Below are 24,236 nucleotides of genomic sequence, written 5' to 3'. Positions count from 1 at the left end.
AGCTTTTTTTCTGATTCATAAATTCCCTATGTGGAAATTTTTATACCAAATGGCATCGCCGCAAAGCTTTTTTAACAAGACTCAACGCTGGCTTGGCGTTTTGGGCTGGCTTGCCTGTATCTTTTTAATCCTCGGTTTTGCCTGGGGACTTATTTTTGCTCCAGCTGATTATCAGCAGGGTGATGCGTTTCGCATTATCTATATTCATGTGCCGGCCGCCTTCCTGTCATTGTCCTTATATGGCTTTATGGCGTTTATGTCTCTGTTGCTATTAGTTTGGCGAATCAAGCTTGCAGGGCTGATGTTAAACGCTGCTGCACAAACCGGTGCGTGCATGGCATTTATTGCTTTAGCAACTGGCAGTATATGGGGAAAACCCATGTGGGGAACCTGGTGGGTATGGGATGCCCGATTGACTTCCGAGCTTATTCTGTTAGTTCTGTATATAGCCATACTGGCAACGGCCGCAACCTTCAAAAATAAAGATCAGGGTGATAGGCTGGTGGCTGTATTAACATTGGTCGGAGCAATTGATTTGCCCGTGATTCATTATTCAGTTTACTGGTGGAACACGCTGCATCAGGGAGCGACATTGTCCTTATTTGCCAAACCAAAAATTGCACTGCCAATGCTGTATCCCTTGTTATTGACCCTTGCAGGATTTTCCTTCTTTTGCGTCTGGGTTATTTTACACAAAGCGGGTAATGAGCTGTTAATACGTGAAAAGCGTCAGCATTGGGTGAGAAAACTCCTGGAAGAAAATGTATGATTAACGAATTTATTAGCTGGTTTTCTATGGGGGGGTACTCCATTTATATCTGGCCTGCCTATGGCCTGGTTTGCGTGCTGCTGGTTATGAATTTGCTGGGCATTAAATGGCAGCGAAAACAAACCCGAAGAAAATTGCAGCGCTGGTTAAAGAGAAATCAGTCATGAATCCTGCTCGTCGCAAAAAATTAACCCGGCTAGTATTTATTGGTTCTATTCTGGGAGTTGCGGCTGCTCTGGTGATGTATGCCTTAAGGCAGAATATCAGCTTGTTTTATACACCAAGCCAGATAGCATCTGGAGAGGCCCCTCATCAACAGGTGATTCGTGTGGGCGGCATGGTTGCTGTGGGAAGTGTGATTCGTTCTGAAAAGGATTTATCTGTCCAGTTTGAACTGACCGATTTCAACCAGAAAGTTACGGTCCATTATCGAGGCATCCTGCCTGATCTGTTTCGGGAAAATCAGGGAATCGTAACAAAGGGACAATTACTCGATAACGGTCAGTTTGCAGCCACTGAAGTATTGGCTAAACACGATGCTAACTACATGCCTCCTGAAGTGAAGGCAAGTTTGGCTAAAACAAAGAGAAATATAAGTTAATGATTGCTGAAATCGGTTTGTTTAGTCTCATTTTAGCGCTGCTGTTTGCAGTTCTTTTGGCCTCAGTGCCGTTTGTTGGGCTTATCAGGAACAATGCTGTTCTCATTAAGAGTGCAAATTATTATGTAGTCGCTTTGTTTGCTTTCGTTGCATTCGCCTATCTCTGTTTGACAATTTGCTTTCTCAATGACGATTTTTCGGTCTCCTACGTGCTTTCCAATTCCAGCCTTTCCTTGCCCTGGTTTTATAAACTTTGTGCTGTATGGGGCGGGCATGAAGGCTCAATGCTCTTGTGGGTGCTTATTTTAAGTTTCTGGACTGTGGCCGTTAGTCTGGCCAGTAATTCGCTGGACCCAAAATTTCGAGTGCGCGTTCTGATTATCCTTGCCCTGTTATGTATTGGTTTTTTACTCTTTCTGTTGCTTACCTCCAATCCTTTTTTACGCCAGTTTCAGTTGCTAGATACGGAAGGCCGTGATCTGAATCCTCTATTGCAGGATCCCGGATTTCTCTTCCACCCGCCCATGTTATATATGGGGTATGTTGGGTTCTCGGTGGCGTTTGCATTTGCTATTGCCGCTTTGTGGGCAGGGGAGTTTGAGTCAATATGGGCTAAATGGACACGCCCCTGGACTCTCGCTGCATGGTGCTGCTTAACCGCAGGTATCACACTGGGAAGCTGGTGGGCCTATCGGGAATTAGGCTGGGGTGGCTGGTGGTTTTGGGATCCGGTGGAAAATGCGTCATTTATGCCATGGCTGGTCGGTACTGCACTATTGCACTCTCTGGCAGTCAGTGAGCAGCGAAAACAATTTATTGCCTGGACCTTGCTGTTAGCGATTACCGCCTTTTCTTTGAGTCTTATCGGTACCTTTTTAGTTCGCTCCGGCGTTTTGACTTCAGTTCATGCCTTCGCTGTTGATCCGCAAAGAGGACTATTTATTCTTGGCTTTTTATTAGTGGTTATTGGCGGCTCCCTGCTTATTTTTTCTCTGCGCGCTAAATATCTCCAGAAGCAGGGAAGTCCCAGTATTTTTTCGCGAGAGAGTGCTTTATTACTTAATAATGTATTTTTAGCTGTCGCCATGCTGACAGTACTTATGGGTACTGTTTATCCCTTATTAGTTGATGGTCTCGGTTTAGGTAAGCTCTCTGTGGGTGCGCCTTACTTTAATGCGGTATTTGTTCCTCTGATGATTCCTCTGCTAATTGTTATGGGACTAGGTATTCATTTGCGCTGGCATCAGGATGCGGTGCGAAGCACATTTAAAAAACTGTTACCGGTGATTATATGCAGCCTGCTGTTTCCTTTTATCCTGCTTTTATTCCTCGCTCCAGAAATTAATGGCTATTGCCTGCTGGGATTGTGCCTGGCCTTTTGGATTATTTTAAGCACCATATTCCTAATCATTTTAAGAATAAGACAGCGGGGTATTCAGGCCATCACTCAGGCGTTCTGGGGAATGATTTTCGCTCATCTGGGCGTAGCTGCTACTGTGATTGGTATTGCTGTTTCAACAGCTTACGGTATTCAGGATGATGTGCGCATGACGCCAGGAAGCAAAGCCTCACTGGCAGGTTATGTGATTCAATTTGTACGGGAGTCGTCCTTAAGCGGGCCGAATTATCACGGAGCACAGGCAGAGTTCAGAATTAGTTCAAAAAAAGAAACAAAAACGATTTACCCGGAAAAACGTATTTACAATGTGGGAAAAATGGCAATGACAGAATCTGCCATCGACGTAAGTGTCTTTCGCGATATTTATGTGGCCCTGGGAGAGCCTCTCGATGATACGGCCTGGTCCGTTAGGCTCTATTTTAAGCCCTTTATACGCTGGATTTGGGGTGGGGGATTTCTTATATTGGCAGGGGGTATTTTAGCCTTGTCCGACAGACGATATTTTCAGGCGAGAAAAAAGCAGGCGGTTCACCTTAACCCCGAGATTTCAATATGAGAAAAGTATTTATTCGCGGCATTCCATTCTTGTTATTTGTTGTACTTGCTGCTTTTTTATGGAAAGGCCTCTCGCTTGATCCGCAAAAACTTCCCTCTGCCCGCCTCGGGCAATCATTGGGCTCCTTCAGCTTACCAGCGCTCCAGCAAGAAGCGCCGGCATTTGCGCCTGAGTTATTTAAGGGACAGATTGTTCTGTTAAATGTCTGGGCGAGCTGGTGTGAAGCCTGCACAATGGAGCAGTTTTTTCTGATGCACCTCGCAGAACAAGGTGTGAAGATTTATGGCGTTAACTATAAAGATAATCCCGAAGATGCTCGTAAATGGCTAAAAGAATGGGGAAACCCCTACGTTGCTGTGGGAGAGGATATAAAGGGCAAACTGGCCATGGATCTGGGGGTTTATGGTGCGCCTGAAACATTTTTGATTGACCAACAGGGCATTATTCGCTTCAGACATGTGGGCATCCTTGACGAACAAAGCTGGACAAGCGAATTTTTACCCCGAATCAGAGAGTTGGAGAAAAAAGCATGATGAAAGCCGTTCTGGCGGCCATTCTGGCTATTTTCATGGTGAATGTGGTGTATGCAAATTCCATGTATCCATTGGATACAGAAAGACAGGAAGCGCAATTTAATCATTTATTGAAGGAGTTGCGTTGTCTGGTCTGTCAAAATCAGGATCTGGCAGATTCACACGCAGATTTAGCAAAAGATTTACGCCAGCAAGTATATGTGATGGTGAAAGACGGAAAAAGCGATAGTGAAATTATTAATTTTCTGACAGATCGCTATGGTGATTTCATATTATTTAATCCGCCAGTGAAATCGATTACGCTGGTCTTATGGTTTGGTCCGGCAGTTTTTCTCCTGATTGGATTTTTTATATTTTGGCGTACTTGTCTGAGGCAAACTGTAAATGAGTGAATGGTGGTTAGTTTCTTATCTCGGCCTGATATTGCTTCTGGCGCTTTTAGTGATTGCCGGTTCTTTAAGACCATTCAAAAAAACGATTGGTTTAATTAGCCTCTTAATTATTATCCTGGTTAGTCTGGCCTATTGGCAATGGGGCGGGTGGTTTGAGTGGCAGGAGTTTGTCAGCAAGGAACGGAATCAGCAACAGATTAAACAGGTCTTATCAACCATTAAAAATACGGATGAATTAATAGAGAAACTAAAGGCTCGTCTGGATAATAGCCCGGCTAGTGCCCGTGGCTGGTATCTTTTGGGAAGGCTTTATGCGAGCCAGAGTCAATGGGCTGAGGCAAATAAGGCATTCCAGAAGGCCTATCAATTTCAGCCGAACGATGAAAAAACCATCGTTAATTATGCGCAAAGCCAGCTTCAAATGAATGACGGGAAATTTAACGATTCAGTCAAAACGCTTTGCCTGAAATTGTTAAAAATGAATCCAGAGCAGCCTGATGCTCTGTCTATGCTGGCTATGGATGCTTATCTGAACCAGGATTACAGCTCCGCGATTTCATACTGGCAGCGATTACTCGCCCTTGTTCCGCCAAAATCCAGGGATGCAATCATGATCCAGAAAGCAATAAGCAAAGCGATTTCCAAAGCGGGTAGCTAGAGCCACATTAAGTGTTTCAACTTATATGCTTCATAACCGATTGACAATTCATCATTAATACTGTCACATTAAATTTTCATACCATTAGACAACAGGGAGTTTCTAATGCCGGAAATGAAAAAGCATGCTCAGCAGCTGTTAAACCGTCTAATTGCAAAAATTGATTTGAAAACAAGTCCAGAGATTATTTCCGGCATCCTCACACATCTTGGAATGGATCAATTTGAACCAGAGGATGAAAATATTTCCACATTTCTTAAACTCATCAAGACAGAAGCAATTGATGTCAGTGCCTTGGTTCATAAACTGATTGCCATTATTCTGGATATAGAACCTTTTGCAAATTTACTGGAACAAATTGAGAAAGATAAACTGATTTCAGACGAAGAGTTTGAAAAAATAGTACCAGTTATCAGACTGCAAATTAATCTTTTGTGTCTTTTTGAAGCATTTGCAGCAACAATGGCTAACAGTCAGAGTTTTAACGAAGACGTGTACAGGTTCATTGTGCGCCAAAGGCATACACCGATGGCTGGAAATCCCTTAGGTTATTTATTTTTTAATAAAAGAAAGGATGCGTCAGCCTTTAAGACTATTAAGGTTATTTCGGTAGATCCTGCTCAGACGGCGGGTGCTTTTCTCCGCAAGCTTGATGGCAATAAAGATTCGGAGTTTGTCAGAAACGAAGCCAAAAAATTTATTAAAAAATACGGTTTGTCTTTGTGGAACAAAAAAATAAGCCCGAAAGAGTTTGATCATGAATACAGTGAGTCGGTTAAAAATGTAGCGCTCAATATCCTTGAGGCCACCGCAGAGGATGCTCATCAGGGTGCTTATGCGAATGCCTGCAGTGGCTGCGGGTTAATTGCCGACATGGAGCATCAGGGATATAGCAATCGTTATGTGGCAAGAAAAATGGTTTTACCTCAGGGAGAAGAAATCAGCCGTGATTTTAGTCATCCTTTACTGCCGCAATTAAAATTAAATCCGCGTCCGAAACTGGTTTGTGAGTTTTTAATCGATAAACTATGGCAGGATCTTTATACCAGCTGGAATAGTTATTTTGTGGCCAAAAATTTTGATCCGGTTTTTTTAATAATGAAATTACTGGTTCCTTCGGTGTGCGGTGCTGAACCTGTGCATTATCTGGAAACCAGAGTGTTTCTATTGTTTCTGGTGGGCAATCTTTTCCATAATTGTCGGGTAGACAGTAATCCCTATTTTCAAGCTCAGTTCAAACTTGAACACCAGAAGCAAATCTTCAGGCTTTGGGGAGAAATAAACAAAGACTATGCTGAAAAAGTATTGCAGGAACATGGAAATAAACTCATTGACACCGATGAATTGTATTACCGCATTATTGGCTCTTCTCCATTTTTGTCTGTAACCAATAATCTGTATCATTTTGTTAGCGATTATGAGCATTTCAGTGTTTTGCCGGAAGAAAGTAATGGCCTGTGCATTATCAGTTAATGAGAAGATTTTTTGCATTCTGCTAATCTTGGTATACACTAAATTCATTGATATTTATGGTATTTATTCAGGGAGGAATAAATGAAAAATGCAGCCTATCAAATTATGGAGTTAACCGGTACATCAACCGATGGAGTAGATGACGCAATTAATAATGCAATTCTGCAGGCGTCCAAATCTTACGGTACTCTTGCCTGGTATGAAGTAATCAGCACAGGTGATGTTATTGAAGGCCAGAAAAGAAAGTTTTATCAGGCCCAAATTAAGTTCGGTTGTCACGCTCATTAGGCCTAAGGGAAGAGGTCACTGCCGTTAAGTTAAGGAAATTATGTCCTTCCCGCGGAGGCGGGAATCCATTCCTCAATTGGCATTATAGCTAGCTCAGAGATGGATCCCCGCCTTCGCGGGGAAGACAGCTTAATGGCAGTGAGGGAAGAGGGGCGGCTCTTCATAGCGATCCAAGAGAAGTCCTTCTCCTATTCTCGCTTCTGGTCAAACTCTGATTTTTATGAGAAAAAAATAGATAAAGTCAATAAAAAATTTATAAACTGCTCGTATAACCTGTAAATTATCCTAAAGTTATGATATAATATACGGTTAAACTCACCTAGGAGTTAACATGGCGCTTTTAGTTTTACAAAAAGCACTCACCTTTGATGATGTGCTCCTTGTTCCCGCTCACTCCACTGTATTGCCTAAAGAAGTCCTGCTCAAAACTCAACTAACTCGTGATATCCAGCTCAATATCCCATTGATTTCTGCTGCAATGGATACCGTAACCGAGGCCCGTCTGGCAATTGCTATGGCACAGGAGGGCGGCATTGGAATTATCCATAAAAATATGACAATTCAGGCTCAGGCCGAGCAAGTCAGGAAAGTTAAAAAGTTTGAAAGCGGGATGGTCAAAGATCCTGTTTCTGTGACTCCCAACGTCACCGTTCATGAGCTTCTGGAAGTGATGGCGCGGCATAATTTTTCAGGTGTGCCAGTAGTTGAGAACGACCAGCTGATAGGTATTGTCACTAGCAGAGATATTCGTTTTGAAACGAATCTGTCTTTACCGGTTTCTGCCGTTATGACTCCCAAAGAGCGATTGGTAACGGTAAGAGAGGGCGCAAGCCGTGAAGAAATCAGAAGTCTGCTGCATCGACATCGTCTGGAAAAACTCCTGGTTGTGAACAACGCATTCCAGTTACGTGGATTGATTACCGTTAAAGATATCCAAAAAGCAAAAGAAAACCCCTTCGCTTGTAAAGACAGTTCCGAGCAGCTGCGAGTGGGTGCAGCCGTTGGTGTTGGAGAAGGCACTGATGAACGTATTGAAGCCTTAATCGACGCAGGCGTTGACGTAGTGATTGTAGATACGGCACACGGACACTCAGAAGGTGTTTTAAATCGAGTTCGATGGATTAAAAAGAATTTTCCTTCTATTCAGGTCATTGGCGGTAATATAGCAACCGCTGACGCCGGCCGGGATTTGGTTGAAGCAGGAGCGGATGCGGTCAAGGTAGGTATTGGCCCAGGGTCGATTTGCACAACCCGTATTGTGACAGGTGTTGGTGTGCCGCAGATCACCGCTATTGCCAATGTGGTAGAAGGAGTCAAAGGCGCTGTACCGGTCATTGCCGATGGGGGAATACGCTTCTCTGGCGACATTTGCAAGGCACTGGCTGCCGGAGCTGATACAGTAATGCTGGGCGGGATGTTTGCAGGCACCGAAGAATCTCCTGGCGAAATTGAACTGTATCAGGGCAGAACTTATAAAAGTTATCGCGGCATGGGATCAATCGGTGCAATGTCTCAGGCACAGGGCTCTAGTGACAGATATTTTCAGGATGCGAGTCAGGGCGCAGAGAAACTGGTCCCTGAAGGTATTGAAGGCCGTGTTCCCTATAAAGGGCCAGTGCAAACGATTATTCAACAGATGATGGGTGGTTTGCGTTCCTGCATGGGGTATACCGGATGTCAGACAATTCAAAGCTTGCATGAGAATGCCCGATTTATTGAAGTGACTAACGCGGGTATGCGGGAGTCTCATGTGCATAATGTGAGCATAACTAAACAAGCACCTAACTACCAGGTGGATAATTAAAAAATGAGTTCTATTAAACGGCAACCTATTCTCATTCTCGATTTTGGTTCACAGTACACCCAGCTTATCGCCCGCCGAGTTCGCGAGATAGGCGTGTATTGTGAAATTCACCCCTATGATTTGTCGCAGGATGAGTTTTTGAAATTATCTCCCTGTGGCCTGATTCTTTCCGGTGGACCGTCTACCGTTACTGAAGTAGAAACACCTTCTGCGCCTTCCTGGGTTTATGATTGTAATCTGCCTTTATTGGGCATTTGCTATGGAATGCAAACGATGGCAGCTCAACTGGGGGGAGAGGTTCAATCCTCTTCACTACGTGAATATGGCTATGCTGAATTACGTTTGCATGGTCATAGCCAACTGCTCAGTAATATTGAGGACAGAACGACAGAGAATGGTGATGCCTTACTGGATGTCTGGATGAGTCATGGAGATAAGGTGAGCCGTCTTCCTCCGGGGTTTGAAGTGATCTGTGAAACCAGCAATGCGCCAATTGCCGGTATGGCTGACGAATCCAGGCATTGGTATGGGCTGCAATTTCATCCGGAAGTCACCCATACGTTGCAGGGTTTAAGAATTTTAAAACGTTTTGTGCTGGAAATTTGTCAGGCCAGTTCGGATTGGACTCCTGGTAATATTATAGAGCGATCAATTAATGTGATTCGTGAAAAAGTGGGCAATGATGAGGTATTGCTTGGCCTTTCTGGCGGAGTGGATTCTTCAGTAGTCGCTGCTTTACTCCACAAAGCGATTGGTGATCAGCTGACGTGTGTGTTTGTTGATACGGGATTGCTGCGCTTAAACGAGTCCGAGCAGGTGATGGCTATGTTTGCCAGACACATGGGCATTCGAGTTATCGCTGTCAATGCGGAAGAGCGGTTTTTACAGGCGTTGGAAGGGGTTGATTGTCCTGAGAAAAAACGAAAAATTATTGGCCGTACGTTTATTGACGTATTTGATGACGAGGCAAGCCGCATTCCAGGTGTGAAATGGCTTGCACAGGGTACTATTTATCCTGACGTCATTGAATCAGCTGCAACAAAAGGGGCTTCTGTTGTTATCAAATCACATCATAATGTGGGTGGACTTCCTGAAACTCTGAATCTCAAGCTTATTGAGCCCATTCGTGAGCTTTTTAAAGATGAAGTACGTAAAGTTGGCCTTGAATTAGGACTGCCTCATGATATGGTTTTCCGTCATCCCTTTCCCGGCCCTGGGCTTGGTGTGCGGATATTAGGTGCGATAAAAAAAGAATATGCAGACATCTTGCGACAAGCGGATGCTATTTTTATAGAGGAATTGCATCGCGAAAATCTGTATCACAAAGTTAGCCAGGCTTTTGCTGTCTTTTTACCCGTCAAAAGTGTGGGAGTGATGGGGGATGGACGTCGTTATGATTTTGTAATTTGTTTGAGAGCGGTGGAAACCATTGATTTTATGACTGCACATTGGGCGCATTTACCCTGGGAGTTTCTTGCCAAGGTTTCAAACCGTATTATCAATGAAGTAGCAGGGGTTTCAAGAGTAACTTATGACATCTCCGGCAAACCGCCAGCCACCATTGAGTGGGAATAAAGACCGTTACTGGATGTGGCAAGCCTATGAACAGGCGAGGCTTGCCCAGACTACGGGTGAGGTGCCTGTGGGAGCCGTTCTGGTATCGGCAGAAGGCCAGCTCCTGGCATCGGGTCATAATCGAGTAATCACTGATAATGATCCCTGTGCACACGCTGAGATTGTTGTTCTGCGTCAGGCTGCCCGGATAATGAAAAACTATCGTTTGAATCACACTACACTGTATGTCACTCTCGAACCCTGTTGTATGTGCGCAGCGGCCGCTGTTCATGCGCGTATTGACAGGCTGGTTTTTGCCAGCCGTGACTTCAAAGCCGGAGCTGCCGGAACCCTGCTTAATATTCCAGCTTTGGACTTTCTAAACCATCGTTTAAAGATAGATGAAGGCATTTTACAGCAAGAATGCTCGGACTTGCTCAGCCAGTTTTTCAAGGAAAAACGAAAACAGTCAACTCCCCCTTAAATCGCAAAACTGTCTACAGCGAATTGAGGCCCCATTTCTCGGGGTGAAGTTTTTTTTGTATCAAAAATGTTCTCATGTTTTCCAGGACTAAGTCGAAATGATCTGCATCTCCATCTAATATCAGGGAATTAATTCGCGTCTTTAACAAAGAATTAATCATGGGTTGCGTTGTGGATTTAAAATAATCAATTCTTTCCTGTATCGCCTCTTTATTATCATCAGGACGTCCGCGCTCCATCAGATTTTTTACCATGGTACTTTCTTTGGCATTTAAATAAATCAGGGCGGTGGGCTGTCCAAAGTATTTAAGGAAATAGTCCAATTGTCTGGGATTTCTCGGGAATCCATCGAGGAAGACTGTATTGCTTTTCCAAAGACAGGGCTGTGCTAAAAGGGCTTTAAATACTATCTGATCGGGAAGTAATCCGCCCTTGTTCATAAGACATTGTAATTCCACTCCCTTGGCATGATCATTCTGCAAGTGTCTTCTGAACAGATCGCCAGTCGAAATATGAGGAAACTCCGGAAAGTGTTTTGCCACAGTGGTTTTTCCAGTTGCAGGTCCTCCCATCAAAAGAATGATGTTTGCGGATTTACGAAAAAAAAAGGGCGCATAAATGAATAGATAAATCGGAAAAAAGAGTTTTTATCATGAGATGATAAAAAGGGCAAACTGTTTAAAAAATAATTTGAAAAAGGTAACTCCCCAGGTTGTGGATGAGTTTGATTTTAATTCAATAAAATCGTCTCAACGTCATCCCGAACGTAGTGAAGGATCTCCTGAATCTGGCTCAGCTCTAAGCAGTTTGAGATCCTTCGCTACGCTCAGGATGACGTACCTAAGAAATATGCGCCCAAGGATTTAGCCTGAAGCGCTTGAAGCCAGCATTTGAGATTTAATCATTACTTTTGATAAACAAACAATGAGAGCTAATGAGAGACCAGTCATTAAATAAGCAAGCATGGCAAGCGGGCTGCCGGTGCTTTGAATCAGCCAGGTAACAATAAAAGGGGCGAAGCCGCCAAATAGCATTACGCTGAAGTTGTAGCTGACAGAAATCCCTGTTGTTTGTATAAATTCAGGAAATAAATCAGCAATCATTGGTGCAAAACTCGCCAGGTAAAATCCCATGAGAGCAGTCATGATGATTTGAATCAGCGCAAATAATGCGGTCTGATGAGCAAGCAGCAGATAACTATAAAGAGGAAATGCCAGTATCAATTGACCTGACAAGGACAAGATCGCCAGTTTCACAGGGTTGATGCGATCAGCCAGCTTACCTCCAAAAAAGACACTGATTAAACCTGCGCATAGTCCGCTGAAACAACAGAAATAAGCTTCATTCAGAGAAAAATGCAGATATAAATGGGCATATGTGGGCATGTAATTAATAATCAGATAAAGAGGAACTGATGCTCCGGCAACCAACCCCATTCCGCAGATGACATTGAAAGGCGCCAGATCCCAAAATTTTGGGTTTAAAGCATTCTTTTCGATAAGGGAGCTCGCAGAATGTTTGAACGTTTTTCTTAATAATATTCCAACTGGCATAATCAGTAAGCCAAGCAAAAAGGGTAAACGCCAGGCCCAGTTTTCGATAGTTTCTGTTGTGAAATATACAGTCATCAATAAGCCGACAACTGTTCCCATTGCCAGCGCCAGCAGTTGACCAAACATCTGCCAGGAGGAATAAAAGTAACGCTCTTTTTCTGGAGCCATCCGGATAAGAAGATTGATTGCTGTTCCAAACTCGCCACTGGTTGCCAGACCTTGCAGCATACGGGCAATAATTAAGATATAAGTAGCGTAAATACCAATATCTCGATAAGTGGGGGTACAGACGATTAGAAATGTCGCGAAAGCCATTAAACCGATAATCACCAGCATCGCTGATTTCGAGCCGTAGCGATCAGCAAATAACCCAAAAATAACGCCTCCCAGCGGGCGCAGGCAAAAGCTGATGCCAAATGTCGCTGTGGTAGAAAGAAGGGCGCTTAGCGGATCCTGAGAAGGGAAAAATAGCCTGGATATAAAAACCAGCATAAAAGAGAAGACTACAAAATCATACCACTCTAGTACATTTCCAATAATGATGGCTGTCAATTGCCATTTACTCAATCCCTGATGATTCATAATATCCTTGTGACAAGCTAAGTGAGGCTTATGGATTAGAACTATTATGACATTTATACTGTCCAAATCAATTAACCAGCTCAAACTAAGAATGCGCTTAATCAGAAGCGATTCCATCGATTGGTATAAAAAGGCGAAACATAAATTTTTTGAATAACATGATCAAAATAACTCCATCTCGTGGTATATTTCACCCCATTATGCAAAATTATTCACCATAGGATGTCATATGCCCTTCACATCAGAGCCAGTTGAAACATTAGATATTTATATTAAAAAAGATCTTTCAGATAAAATGGGTAAGTTTTTTGCAGCTTTGAGAAAAAACTATACAGAAGTTGACGCAAGCACTTTATTGGCCAACGCAAATACGCAGGTTAAGCCAGGAGAAATGGTCAATGATCGAATCGCTATAATTCTCGTTAATCAATTTATAAAAGCTGAGAAGGGCATTTCCTATGAACTCAGAGAGTCACTGAAGAAAGGTGAGGTTAAGGATTCCTATTTTAATGATAAGGACGAAAAATACTACCAGGTTAAGCGTTTGGTAAGCCAGCGCTGGAGAGGAGTTTATTTCAAGGGTATGCTGGAAAAATGTAAGCCGTCTCTTTTACCAGAATCGGAGTCATCATCCCATACACTTCCCGCGCTAAATGAAGCGGAGTTGGCACCCACTTCTACCTGGTCTATTCTTCAGGGCTTCAAAGACTCTTTAGGAGAGGAATACTCAAAATTATTCGCTCCCAAACCGGCAGAAAAAAGAAAACTTGAGAAAGAAGTGGATGAGTTAAAACGTGAGAATAAAAAAATCAGAAGCAGCCTTAAGCAAGTGATGGAAAATCTGAATAATCTCAAAGCACAGCATGAGAGTTTGCTGCGAGTGCTAAGCCCCTTGACCTCCACCAGCACCTCTTCGTCCTTCACTTTATCTACCATGTCTTCTTCAAGCACATCTTCTTCAAGTCCATCCTCTGAGGGTATGCTGACGCTTAATCGGAATCACCTGTTCAGCACTTCAGCACGAGTTGCCCTGGAACAGCCAGACTCAAGGCAACAGCCCCGTTCTTCAGATGATTGTTCAATGCGTTAATATGATTAACCTAACTCTTTCATCAGCAGTTCCTTCAAGCGCTCTTTTTCTCGAAGTGTCAAATGATTACTGCTGTGACTTGAGACATAGAAGGTATCCTCAACTCGCTCGCCTGCGGTGGCAATTTTTGCACCGTGCAATAGTATGCCCAGGCGGGTGAAAATACGGCTTACATGAGCGAGTAAGCCTGGCCGATCGGTGGCTATCAAAAATAATCGAGTATGTGTAAGATGATTTTCTTCACTAAAGCTTATCTGTGGAGGCAACTTGAAATGAGCCATAGTGCGCGTAATTCTGCGTTTGGAAATCGATGGAATTTCGTTGGCTTTTGCCAATTGTTCAACTAATGCCTGCTGGATGAGATCAGTTTTTTCCTTATCAAAAAGTGCCTGATGTTGTTCATCAAGGATAATATAGGTATCCAAATCAAATTCATTCTTACAGCTCAGAATCGTTGCTTCCTGTATGGTTGTATGATGATTGCTTAACACCGTGGTGGTAATTGTAAAGCGCTCGTCGTGATGAGGCATATAAATGAACACCTCTGTTCCCCCCTCACTGTGATGTGGAAGGATCATGACCAGTGGATATTCCTTACAATCAAGGATTGCTTTAGTGTGTTTGGCAATTATTTTAGGGGACTCATGCAAAAAATAAAGACCCTGAAAATTTTCCCATATTCTTTGAGCGCGAGCCGGAAGAATTTTATCAGCAATAAGAATTTCCAAAGCCTGTTGTTTGCGCGATTCAATTAAAGCAGATTCATTGGCAAAAGCGCTGGTTTCCAGTAATGCCTGTTTACTTGCTTTATATAACTCTTTTAGCAGAGTATCCTTCCAGCTGTTCCATAAAGAAGGATTCGTTCCACAGATATCCGCCACGGTTAAAAGATATAAATAGTCGAGGTAATGGAGGCTTGGAAGTTTGCTGCTAAAATCCTGGATGGTCTTGGGATCATAGATATCCTGGCGTTGAGCCGTTTGCGACATCAGCAAGTGATTTTGTACAAGCCATATCAGCAGCTCCCGATCATCGTCATCCAGATTGTGGTTGATGGCAAACTGATTTGCTTCAAGTGCTCCCAAATCGGAATGATCGCCCCCGCGGCCTTTGGCGATGTCATGAAAAAAGGCAGCTAAATAAATGATTTCCTTTTTCTTAATGGAAGACATTACCGAGGCGGCCAGCGGAAATTTTTGCGAATAAAAGGGATTGAGAAACCGAACGATATTGCGGATAACGTAGAGGGTATGCTGATCGACTGTATACACATGAAAAAGATCATATTGCATCTGCCCCGTAACTGCGGCAAAACAATCAAGATAATGGCCTAGTACCCCATAGCGATTCATGTGCTGCAGGGCTTCAAATGGATTAATTCCTTCCCTGAAAATCGCCATAAAAGCCGAAGTGACGCTTTTCGTAAGTTTAAACCGTCTGTTCATCAGATACAGCTGCTGGCGGATTAGTCTTATGGTGCTGGCCCTCACCCCCAGGATATCCGGTTTTTTGGCAATCCACAAAAAAAGGCTGATTAGCGCCTGAGGATGCTGGATAAAAACACGGGTATGACGAATTTCAATAAAATTATTGGATAATTGAAAATAATTATCCAGACGCTGAATTCGTTGCTTTTCATGATGCACAATGGCTTCAGAAAACCATTGAAACAGCATTTCGTTTAATTCACGATTACGCTTAATTACGGTGAAGTACGCCTTCATGAACTGCTCAATTCCAAGTGAGTGAGAATTGTCGGTGAAATTGAAAAGGCTGGCCAGCTTAAGCTGATGATCAAAAAGAAGCCGTTCTTCCTGTTTGCCGGTTATCGCATGCAGGGCAAAGCGAACGCGCCACAGGAAATGCTGACAGTTGATTAATTCTTCATATTCCTTATCGGTAAAGAAGCCACAGCTAATGCCGTCGGCCAATTTTTTAATACCATAATGCCGTTTTCCAATACATAAGAGCATTTGCAAGTCACGAAGAGCTCCAGGACCATGTTTAACATTCGGCTCGAGATTATATTCGGTTTCGCCATATTTTTTATAACGTGTCTGCTGCTCCTGCATTTTGGCCAGAAAGTAATCTTCGCTAGGCCACATGTGCAACGGATGGGTTTTATATTGTAACTCCTCCATCAGACTGCTTCTACCGCAAAGTAAATGCAAGTCGAGTATGCTGGAGATAACTGTCAGATCTTTTTGTGCGAGTTGCGCACAGGCTTCAACTGTCGTAATCTGATGACTGATATTCAGTCCTGCATCCCAGCATTCCTGAATGAAGGATTGAGCGCGTTGAATCTCAATTTTAGATAATTTTTCTGAATGCAATAACAAGAGATCAATATCAGAATGCAATAGTAACTCTCGTCTTCCATAGCTGCCAAGTGCAACCAGGCAAAACTGATTACTCAAATGAAGCTTGTTCTTATAGAATAAGCCTATCAGGCTCTGATCAATGAATTTGACCAGCTTTCGGGTAAGATGACCAATATTGGCCTTTTGATAAAATTCATTACACAGCTCTTCCCTGAACTGTTTTAACGTTTGTTTAAGAACCGGATTAGCGTTCTTCATCACGAAGCGTCAGGATTTCTACCCCGTCATCTGTGACCAGCAGGGTATGCTCCCACTGAGCTGACAGGCTGTGATCTTTCGTCACAACCGTCCATTGGTCCGGCAGTAAACGAGTGTGATGCTTACCGATATTTACCATTGGTTCAATGGTGAAGGTCATGCCCGCTCGTAATATTTCTCCGGTATCAGGGGTTCCGTAATGCAGCACCTGCGGGTCCTCGTGAAACACACGACCAATCCCATGCCCGCAATAGTCCCGCACAACCGAGCAACGGTTTTTTTCAGCATGTTGCTGAATAGCGTATCCAATATCGCCCAGGCGAACACCGGGTCTGACCAGTTCAATGCCAATAAATAAACACTCATAAGCAACCTGGACTACATGACGGGCTTTCACCGAAGGCTGTCCGACAAAAAACATTTTACTGGTGTCACCGTGATAGCCGTCCTGGATAACAGTGACATCAATGTTAATAATATCGCCGTTTTTCAGGGCTTTTTTTCCGGGGATACCATGGCAAACGACATGATTGATCGAAGTGCAAATCGATTTTGGAAAACCGTTATATCCCAAGGGAGCAGGAATAGCCTGCTGCTCGTTGACAATATAGTCATGACAAATTGTGTTTAATTCATCAGTGGTAACCCCTTCTTTCACATAGGGTTCGATCATAGTCAGCACATCAGCGGCCAGTTTCCCGGCGATGCGCATTTTTTGTATCTCTTCAGGTGTTTTAATGCTTACAGGCATAAGAGGTCCATAAAACGGTTAGAGCGGAATATTCACTGAAATAGTAGCATAAGAATTCAATTTCTACATCATGGATTTAGGCGTGTTTTGTCGTCACTCTTTGCCTTCACAAAGGCGTTGTTGCATAAATGAAGATAGATGCGCAAAAAACTGTCTTTGCGAGCGTCAGCGAAGCAATCTAACGTCTAATTTTGTTCAATATTCGATCTAGATTGCTTCACTTCGTTCGCAAAGACGACAGGCAGGTCAGCCAGTACAATCCCTAGCAGCCCATTTGTTTAAAGAATTCTCTTTTTTTGGTTTCCCATTGGGTCATCAATGTCTGGTATTGCTGCTTTTGCTGATCATTCAGCAAGTTATAAATTTGATTTTTCATGGTGATTTTGGTTTTCATCATGTTGCCAATCAAAGTCGTTTTTTGCTGAATCAGTGAATCCAGTTTGCCCTGGTCCAGAGTAGGCGACATCACCAATGCCTTCATCTCTTCGCGAATACTTTTCATTTGTGTCCAATTCGCTTTCATAGCGCTTTTGGCATTGTCTTTAATCGCCTTGATTTTATCTTGCTGATCCTGAGTCAATTGCAAAGTCTGAACCATTTCCTGCCATCTTTGTGCATGAGAGCACAGTTTGCCGCTATCAGTGCTGGCAGCTTGCGAGCTGGCGGCTGGCTGATCAGTTGCAGTGGTGCTGTCTGCATAGACAGGTGCGGCCAATGAGGCAGAGATAAACAATATTGGCAGCAATACTTTCTTGAACATGGTGTTCTCCTTGTTGTTTTAATTTTTATCCAGTTTCCAGTATAGACTCTAAATGAAAATAATTCTTGTTATTCAATTAAACTGATATCCATAATTAACAGGCAAACGAGCTGTAATCACTCATTACGATTGCTGCAAGCGCGTAAATATGATATAACTAGCGCGCTTTTAACGACACACACGTTTCGTCACATAAAGCGGGGTCCCCATGTGGGGTGCTTTATGGGAAGCGTGGAGGCATAACCCTTGGAGAAACAATGAATAACGTTAGTATGCGTGAACTATTGGAAGCGGGCGCTCATTTTGGGCATAGAACCCGTTTTTGGAACCCGAAAATGTCTGAGTATATTTTTGGTTCAAGAAACAAAATTCATATCATCAATCTGGAAAAAACATTGCCCATGTTGAATGATGTCGCCAACTATGTTGGCCGTCTGGCTTCTAACAAAGCTAAAATCCTGTTTGTTGGTACAAAAAGAGCGGCTCAGGAAAGCATTCGTGAACATGCAAAGCGTTGTGGTATGCCTTATGTTGACCATCGCTGGTTGGGCGGCATGCTGACAAACTACAAAACTGTCCGTCAGTCAATTTTCAGACTCAAAGAATTGAAAGAATTACGTGACAAAGGTGCTTTTGAAACTATGATTAAGAAAGAAGCACTGATGTTAAGCCGCGAACTGGAAAAACTGGAGCGTGGATTAGGCGGTATCGAGGATATGGGCGGATTGCCTGATGCTCTCTTCGTTGTCGATGTCGGATTTGAACACATCGCTGTTGAAGAAGCTCGTCGATTAAAAATTCCTGTCATTGGTGTGGTTGATACTAACAACAGCCCAGACAATATTGATTATGTCATTCCAGGTAATGATGACTCCATGCGTGCAGTGGATATTTATGTCCGTGTGGTTGCCGATGCTATTGCAGATGCAAAAAGCGGTAACACAACAGGTGGAGTAGCAAGCAGTGAATTCGTGGAAGTATCGTCTGCTGAGGAAGCTGAAAAAGCGGGTGAATAATTAACTTTGCTAAAGGGGCGCGTTGTCCAAGCATAAATCGGATATGAAGTACCTTCACGTCGATTTATGACTTGTCTGCAGCGCACCCCTTTTTTACTATGTGGAGAATTGAAATGAGTATAAGTGCTGCATTGGTTATGAAGTTACGTGAAAGAACTGGCGCCGGAATGATGGAGTGCAAAAAGTTTCTGGTCGCGACCAATGGTGACATTGAATTGGCCATCTCTGAAATGAGAAAAGCAGGCCAGGCCAAAGCCGACAAAAAAGCCGATCGTATTGCTGCTGAAGGTGTTATTGTGATTGCGCGTTCTGCTGACGGACGTAGCGCAGTCATGCTGGAAATCAACAGTGAGACTGACTTCGTTGCCAGAGATGAGAACTTTACCCGCTTTGCAGAAAAAGTGGCTGCAACAGCTCTGGAAAGTTCTGTCGCCGATGTTGCTGCACTTGCAGGTGAGACATTAAAAGATACTGGCAGCACCGTCGAACAGGCTCGCCAGGAGTTGGTTGCGAAGATTGGTGAAAACATCAAGATTCGTCGTATGGAAAGAATGTCCTGCGATGGTGTGATTGGATCTTATTTGCATGGCTCAAGAATTGGTGTTCTGGTAGCCCTGAAAAATGGTGACGAAGCACTGGCAAAAGACATCGCAATGCATATCGCTGCCAGTCGCCCGATGGTTGTTAACCGTGATCAGGTTTCTGCTGAGGCAATTGAAAATGAGCGCGAAATCTTTACTGCTCAGGCCAGAGAAAGCGGTAAGCCACAGGAAATTATCGACAAAATGATCGAAGGCCGTATTAATAAATTCATTGATGAAGTCAGCTTGAATGGCCAGCCTTTCGTTAAGGATCCTAATGTAAAAGTGGGTCAGCTGCTGAAAGAAAAAGGCGCTGAAGTCATTGCGTTCCTTCGCTTTGAAGTAGGGGAAGGCATTGAGAAAAAAGAAGACAACTTTGTTGAAGAAGTGATGGCACAGGTTCGTGATTAATGATGAGCGATAATCACTTACAGTTAAAATATAAGCGCATTTTATTAAAATGCAGCGGTGAAGCACTGATGGGGAAGGCCCAGTTCGGCATTGACCCCTCAGTGCTGGACCTGATCGCGAATGATGTGGCTGAACTGATCCGTATGGGAGTTGAAGTTGGCCTGGTAATTGGCGGCGGAAATCTCTTTCGCGGGAAAGCATTGTCTGAAGCGGGTTTGGGCCGGGTAACCGGGGATCATATGGGCATGCTTGCCACGGTAATGAATGCTTTGGCAATGAGAGATGCACTGGAACGTATTGACATGCTTGCAAGAATCATGTCTGCTATTCCTATGTTAGGTGTTGTTGATCCCTATCACCGGCGTAAAGCGATTACCCATTTACGTAATGGCCATGTCGTGATTTTTGCTGCGGGAACCGGTAATCCATTTTTTACAACTGATTCTGCTGCCTGCTTACGGGCGATAGAAGTGGGTGCTGATATTGTATTAAAAGCAACCAAGGTTGATGGGATTTACAATGATGATCCAATGATAAATCCAAAAGCCACTCGCTACGATTATTTAAGCTACAGACAAGTGCTCAGCGATGGCTTAAAAGTGATGGATTCAACAGCTATCTGTCTTTGTATGGATCATGGAATGCCGCTTCAGGTATTCGACTTGTTTGCACCGGGCGCCTTGAAAAAAATTGTATCAGGTGAACGCGTAGGAACTATTGTAGGAGCCAATAATGATTAATGATGTCAAAAATGATGCTGAAAAACGAATGAAAAAATCCGTTGAGTCATTGCAGCATGAATTGACAAAAATCAGAACCGGAAGAGCAAATGCCAGTCTGCTGGATCATATTCAGGTAGATTATTACGGCAATCTCACTCCCTTAAACCAGGTCGCCAATGTCTCCGCCAGTGACTCAAGAACTTTATTAGTCACTCCCTGGGAAAAATCGATGGTGGCTGTAGTGGAGAAGGCAATTCTGACCTCTGATTTAGGGTTAAACCCAGCTACTGCTGGATCAGCAATCCGCGTTCCCATGCCGCCTTTGACTGAAGAACGACGAAAAGAATTGATTAAAGTAGTACGGGGCGAAGGAGAACAGGCTAAAGTAGCTATCCGTAATGTGCGCCGTGATGCTAATAACCAATTGAAGGATCTGGTAAAAGAAAAGCAAATCTCTGAAGATGATGAGCGAAGAGCTGGTGAGCTGATTCAAAAAATCACTGACAAGTACATCGTTGATGTTGATCATGTCCTTTCTGAGAAAGAAAAAGATCTGATGGCATTCTAATTGCCCTGATTTTTTGACTTTTCCATCGCCTCCGTAACCGCGCTATAGAGCCAAGCAACTAGCCTGTCGTCTTTGCGAACGAAGTGAAGCAACCCAGATCGAAACCTGAACAAAGTAAGGATGGATTGCTTTGCTACACTCGCAAAGACGGTTTTTGTGTGGCCTTCTTCATTTATGCTACAACGCCTTCCGCGCGCAGACGACGAGCCCAGAGATGGGTCCCCGCCTGGGCGGGGAGGGCAGTGCTTAAAGTGGATTGGAAACGAGCACGTTCTGAGGGGCTTGTTCCTGCTCTCCAGGTAAACCGATTCTCGTATCAGCAAATAATGGGAGTCCTGAATTTAAAGAGGAGGGGCGTGCATTCGATCGCCACTGGCCTGCTTTTATTTCTGAATTCCCATTGTTTATCTCTAATGAAGGCTTCGGAGTAATGGTTTCTTTTGGCTCTTCTACCATATCTTGAGTCGATGAGTTGACCCGCTCTAATTTGGGAGCCGCTTTTTTAAAGCTAACCATTCGATTGCGGCTTGGATCTCCATTGCGAATCAATGGAACATCTGGCCCTTCAACAGCATAACCAAGCCCGCATTTAGCCAGACGCTCTTTCCAGTACGTCATTGGCTGAAAGTTTCTGATTTCCCTTATTTCTTTCTGCAATGGAACACCGGTAACCGCATTGAAAATAGTGTGTGCCATATGAGCCATACTCATTGATTCGTCATCAATCACATCATGGTCGACCAGTAAAAACCGCCCATCTTTGCGGAGTACCCTGCGTATCTCAATCAGGAACTTATCCAATTCTTTTTCGGGGAAATGATGTAAACCTACATAGCAGGTTATAACATCCGCGCTATTATCCTTGAGATTTGCAAGAGTTGGATGATTGTATCTCAGTTTTTCAAAGCGATGATAGGGTCTTGGAAAACCAGTCTGTATATAATCAGTAATTGAGGGTTCCTTATAAACGGCAACAATTTGCCCCTTGATGGTACGATTATTTTGCTTAAACCCAGATACAAAACGCCCGGGATAGCCGATTTCAACAAGGCCATCAATAGTTGTCATGTCATCTGGTAACAAGGATTGCGCTTGAGCTCCCAAGTCTGTTTTGATGCTGGAAAGGGAGTTTAGTACTCGTCTGAAATCAGTGAGTGCTCCTGGCTTGACTTCAGACAATCTGCGGCATAACTCCTCATAGATTTCTTCATGGGTATCCTTATATTTCAAGATGTCATCCATTAAGGCGATTAGCTTATCGCTGTCTATTCGCTGAAGTACATTATTTAAAAAGCCTGAAAAGCGCTTCTGGGTTTCCTTGTTTGCCATTACGGCTTTAAAATGATTTACCGCCGGACTTTTTGTTGCAAGGTATTTTTGGAAGAATCCACTCACAAACAAATTATCAGGATCATATTCTTTTTTTAGCTCAATAAGTTCCGAAGCATAGGGATAGGATTTTTCAAAATCTTCAGGCGAGGAAACATGCTGATAAGGGAGATAATAGCTCCCGCCATGTTTCACTGCCAGTGCCTGCGCCTCCCTTAACCATTTTTGTACTGAAATTTTATCTTCATCGCTCAGAGACTGATTAAAACAAAGCACCAATGCAAAACGATCGCCGTCGTGAGCATAAGAAAGTGGGGCTGCATCGTGTTTTAGAACGAATCGGATAGAAGCATTCAGTAAGATAACGTCATTGTCCATCAGCAACTGGCCTAATGCCAGGGTGAAAGCCTCTAAGTTTTCTTCTGGAACAAAAAATTCCTGCAGCCACTCACTTTCGCTTACTGCAGGATTAAACATTGCGTTAATAGGAGGCTGCATAATCTCATTGCGAGTCATTGGCGCACTATTGTTGTCCAATAAGCGTGCTTTTTCCCATTCCCAATAGGTTTTGCGAATGAAACCAAAACGGCGAGCCAGATTCACCATGATTTGGTTAAATCGGGTTCCGCGGGCTGATTCCATTCTTAAATGAGGGGCTGCAATTGGTCTTGCTGTATCTTCTTTTACATAATTTACTGCGACACCTGAGCCTAGCAGCTTATCGGGATCTAATGAAAGGCGAAATAAATGCATTTTGATTTTGGGATCTTTCTGCACCGTTTCTCTGAAATAGGAGACATAGTCTTTGAGAGACACGTCAACACCATGTTCGTGCAATAGGTCGTTGTCAGTAAGCTGAATTTTAACACTGACAACAGTAGCCAGGAGTCCCAGACTTCCCGGGATTTTATCAAACAATGGGTCTTCTGGAGTTAATGTGATCCGTTCCCCTTTGCCGTTGATAATATCCATTGAAAGAATTGTATTTGAAACAGTTCCTTTTGTGTGGTCCCAACCATGAATATTCGTTCCAATAGAACCGCCAACTGAAAATACGTTGGAAGCCTGCATGACTTGCAGAGCCAGTCGGTGCTTGTTAGCCTCAAGTTGGATATCTGCCCAGGTGGCGCCTGCACCGACAATGGCAGTTTTCTCTTTCGAATTGATTTCAACTTCATTGAGTTTTGAAAGATCAAGAGCGATACCACCTTTAACATCTTCAGGGAAATATTGTTTCCCCTGGCTTCTTCCGGCTCCTACAGGCATCATTTTTGTACCACTTCGACGCGCTTGTAGAAAGACTTCCTGGGCTTCTTCAATAGTTTCAGGTTGTTTTATCTCAACATTGGGCGCATGATGAAGACCACCACCGGAGGTAATACCTTTATCTTTACGGTCGGGAGTAAAATAAAAAATTACAAGCTTAGGTGAAAATAAGCCAACAACCGATGCCAGCAAGGCATAAAGATTCCGGCTAAATAAAGTACTGTATTTTTGTTGTTCTATTAAACGTCGCTCCTGGCGCTCGTCACTGGTGAAAAAAGAACCCAGTGCATAACGCAGCCCCAGTGCGCCTGAGGTCAGCATATCTAAAAAAGATAGTGGTAAAAATAAGCCAACATAAACCGTGCGGGTTTTAAGATAGCTGAGGAATTGTCCGAGGTAGCTTTTGGGCCAGTTTAAATAGGCTCGATCAATTATCCCTGCAGCAACTGAACTGAAACGTCCTATTCCAGGCATTTTTTCTAAAAAATTTCTAATACTTAAGCTCAAGGGCATTTTAT

At 43.5% G+C, this 24,236-nt stretch carries 23 protein-coding genes; 17 read left to right on the top strand and 6 right to left on the bottom strand.

The features are described 5' to 3' along the window. Positions 1 to 10 precede the first annotated feature (10 nt). The 12 genes from ccmC (at position 11) to tadA (ending at position 10,511) form a co-directional block, all read left to right on the top strand. Positions 11 to 769 carry a heme ABC transporter permease CcmC gene (gene ccmC, locus B1207_RS00190; RefSeq protein ID WP_112217992.1) on the top strand — a complete coding sequence of 253 codons (759 nt, stop codon included), beginning with the start codon at positions 11 to 13 and terminating at the stop codon, positions 767 to 769. Continuing rightward, a complete protein-coding gene (ccmD, locus tag B1207_RS00185) occupies positions 766 to 936 on the top strand; it encodes a heme exporter protein CcmD (protein ID WP_255665307.1) in 171 nt (56 codons plus the stop codon). Before ccmC ends, ccmD begins: the two co-directional genes overlap by 4 nt. Continuing rightward, the gene (ccmE, locus tag B1207_RS00180) at positions 933 to 1,370 is read left to right on the top strand and encodes a cytochrome c maturation protein CcmE (protein ID WP_112217991.1); all 438 of its coding nucleotides are present in this window, start codon (positions 933 to 935) and stop codon (positions 1,368 to 1,370) included. Before ccmD ends, ccmE begins: the two co-directional genes overlap by 4 nt. After that, complete coding sequence (locus tag B1207_RS00175) at positions 1,370 to 3,325, top strand: heme lyase CcmF/NrfE family subunit (RefSeq protein ID WP_112217990.1); 1,956 nt, start codon at positions 1,370 to 1,372, stop codon at positions 3,323 to 3,325. The genes ccmE and B1207_RS00175 overlap by 1 nt, the downstream gene beginning before the upstream one ends. Beyond that, entirely contained in the window at positions 3,322 to 3,858 is a 537-nt protein-coding gene (locus B1207_RS00170) for a DsbE family thiol:disulfide interchange protein (RefSeq protein ID WP_112217989.1), read from the top strand. The genes B1207_RS00175 and B1207_RS00170 overlap by 4 nt, the downstream gene beginning before the upstream one ends. Continuing rightward, a complete protein-coding gene (locus B1207_RS00165; protein WP_410054758.1) occupies positions 3,855 to 4,250 on the top strand; it encodes a cytochrome c-type biogenesis protein in 396 nt (131 codons plus the stop codon). Before B1207_RS00170 ends, B1207_RS00165 begins: the two co-directional genes overlap by 4 nt. Further along, positions 4,243 to 4,908 (top strand): tetratricopeptide repeat protein, encoded by a 666-nt coding sequence (locus tag B1207_RS00160; protein ID WP_112217988.1) that lies wholly within the window; start codon positions 4,243 to 4,245, stop codon positions 4,906 to 4,908. The genes B1207_RS00165 and B1207_RS00160 overlap by 8 nt, the downstream gene beginning before the upstream one ends. A gap of 105 nt (positions 4,909 to 5,013) precedes the next feature. After that, on the top strand, positions 5,014 to 6,381 hold the full coding sequence (locus B1207_RS00155; RefSeq protein WP_112217987.1) for a hypothetical protein: 1,368 nt from the start codon (positions 5,014 to 5,016) through the stop codon (positions 6,379 to 6,381). A gap of 81 nt (positions 6,382 to 6,462) precedes the next feature. Continuing rightward, positions 6,463 to 6,669, top strand: coding sequence for a dodecin family protein (locus B1207_RS00150; protein ID WP_112217986.1), 207 nt, complete (start codon positions 6,463 to 6,465; stop codon positions 6,667 to 6,669). Positions 6,670 to 7,000: 331 nt separating this feature from the next. Further along, positions 7,001 to 8,473 carry an IMP dehydrogenase gene (gene guaB, locus B1207_RS00145; RefSeq protein ID WP_058506716.1) on the top strand — a complete coding sequence of 491 codons (1,473 nt, stop codon included), beginning with the start codon at positions 7,001 to 7,003 and terminating at the stop codon, positions 8,471 to 8,473. Positions 8,474 to 8,476: 3 nt separating this feature from the next. After that, the gene (gene guaA, locus B1207_RS00140) at positions 8,477 to 10,048 is read left to right on the top strand and encodes a glutamine-hydrolyzing GMP synthase (RefSeq protein ID WP_112217985.1); all 1,572 of its coding nucleotides are present in this window, start codon (positions 8,477 to 8,479) and stop codon (positions 10,046 to 10,048) included. Then, on the top strand, positions 10,005 to 10,511 hold the full coding sequence (gene tadA, locus B1207_RS00135) for a tRNA adenosine(34) deaminase TadA (RefSeq protein WP_253255748.1): 507 nt from the start codon (positions 10,005 to 10,007) through the stop codon (positions 10,509 to 10,511). The genes guaA and tadA overlap by 44 nt, the downstream gene beginning before the upstream one ends. Before the next feature lie 13 nt (positions 10,512 to 10,524). Here tadA and B1207_RS00130 read toward each other — a convergent pair whose 3' ends face one another. Together B1207_RS00130 and B1207_RS00125 are read right to left on the bottom strand one after the other, a co-directional pair. Next, the gene (locus B1207_RS00130; RefSeq protein WP_112217983.1) at positions 10,525 to 11,082 is read right to left on the bottom strand and encodes a nucleoside monophosphate kinase; all 558 of its coding nucleotides are present in this window, start codon (positions 11,080 to 11,082) and stop codon (positions 10,525 to 10,527) included. A 291-nt stretch (positions 11,083 to 11,373) separates the two neighbouring features. Further along, positions 11,374 to 12,645 (bottom strand): MFS transporter, encoded by a 1,272-nt coding sequence (locus tag B1207_RS00125; RefSeq protein ID WP_172458025.1) that lies wholly within the window; start codon positions 12,643 to 12,645, stop codon positions 11,374 to 11,376. Between the two features lie 229 nt (positions 12,646 to 12,874). On the opposite strand from B1207_RS00125, the gene B1207_RS00120 reads away from it, so the two are divergent. Continuing rightward, complete coding sequence (locus B1207_RS00120) at positions 12,875 to 13,735, top strand: hypothetical protein (RefSeq protein ID WP_112217981.1); 861 nt, start codon at positions 12,875 to 12,877, stop codon at positions 13,733 to 13,735. 5 nt (positions 13,736 to 13,740) lie between these two features. Here the strand turns inward: B1207_RS00120 and glnD are convergent, their stop codons facing one another. The 3 genes from glnD to B1207_RS00105 all read right to left on the bottom strand — a co-directional run bounded on the left by glnD (position 13,741) and on the right by B1207_RS00105 (position 17,825). Then, positions 13,741 to 16,314, bottom strand: coding sequence for a [protein-PII] uridylyltransferase (gene glnD, locus B1207_RS00115; RefSeq protein ID WP_112217980.1), 2,574 nt, complete (start codon positions 16,312 to 16,314; stop codon positions 13,741 to 13,743). Beyond that, a complete protein-coding gene (gene map / locus B1207_RS00110; protein ID WP_112217979.1) occupies positions 16,301 to 17,065 on the bottom strand; it encodes a type I methionyl aminopeptidase in 765 nt (254 codons plus the stop codon). The genes glnD and map overlap by 14 nt, the downstream gene beginning before the upstream one ends. Positions 17,066 to 17,327: 262 nt before the next feature. Beyond that, positions 17,328 to 17,825, bottom strand: a complete 498-nt coding sequence (locus B1207_RS00105) for a Spy/CpxP family protein refolding chaperone (protein ID WP_112217978.1) — start codon at positions 17,823 to 17,825, stop codon at positions 17,328 to 17,330. A gap of 257 nt (positions 17,826 to 18,082) precedes the next feature. Here B1207_RS00105 and rpsB point away from each other — a divergent pair, with 257 nt between their 5' ends. The 4 genes from rpsB (at position 18,083) to frr (ending at position 21,123) form a co-directional block, all read left to right on the top strand. Next, a complete protein-coding gene (gene rpsB / locus B1207_RS00100) occupies positions 18,083 to 18,841 on the top strand; it encodes a 30S ribosomal protein S2 (RefSeq protein WP_112217977.1) in 759 nt (252 codons plus the stop codon). A gap of 113 nt (positions 18,842 to 18,954) precedes the next feature. Next, positions 18,955 to 19,833, top strand: a complete 879-nt coding sequence (tsf, locus tag B1207_RS00095) for a translation elongation factor Ts (RefSeq protein WP_112217976.1) — start codon at positions 18,955 to 18,957, stop codon at positions 19,831 to 19,833. Continuing rightward, positions 19,833 to 20,573: a UMP kinase gene (gene pyrH, locus B1207_RS00090; protein WP_112217975.1), complete on the top strand. Its 741-nt coding sequence runs from the start codon at positions 19,833 to 19,835 to the stop codon at positions 20,571 to 20,573. The genes tsf and pyrH overlap by 1 nt, the downstream gene beginning before the upstream one ends. Beyond that, complete coding sequence (gene frr / locus B1207_RS00085; RefSeq protein ID WP_112217974.1) at positions 20,566 to 21,123, top strand: ribosome recycling factor; 558 nt, start codon at positions 20,566 to 20,568, stop codon at positions 21,121 to 21,123. Before pyrH ends, frr begins: the two co-directional genes overlap by 8 nt. A 246-nt stretch (positions 21,124 to 21,369) precedes the next feature. On the opposite strand, the gene B1207_RS00080 is transcribed toward frr, so the two are convergent. Beyond that, positions 21,370 to 24,231, bottom strand: coding sequence for an FAD-binding protein (locus B1207_RS00080; protein WP_112217973.1), 2,862 nt, complete (start codon positions 24,229 to 24,231; stop codon positions 21,370 to 21,372). Positions 24,232 to 24,236 lie beyond the last annotated feature (5 nt).

It is taken from the genome of Legionella quinlivanii, assembly GCF_003265995.1.
Taxonomy (GTDB): Bacteria; Pseudomonadota; Gammaproteobacteria; order Legionellales; family Legionellaceae; genus Legionella_C; species Legionella_C quinlivanii_A.
Note: the sequence above shows the minus strand (reverse complement) of the source record. Positions and strands in the feature narration are given on the sequence as shown.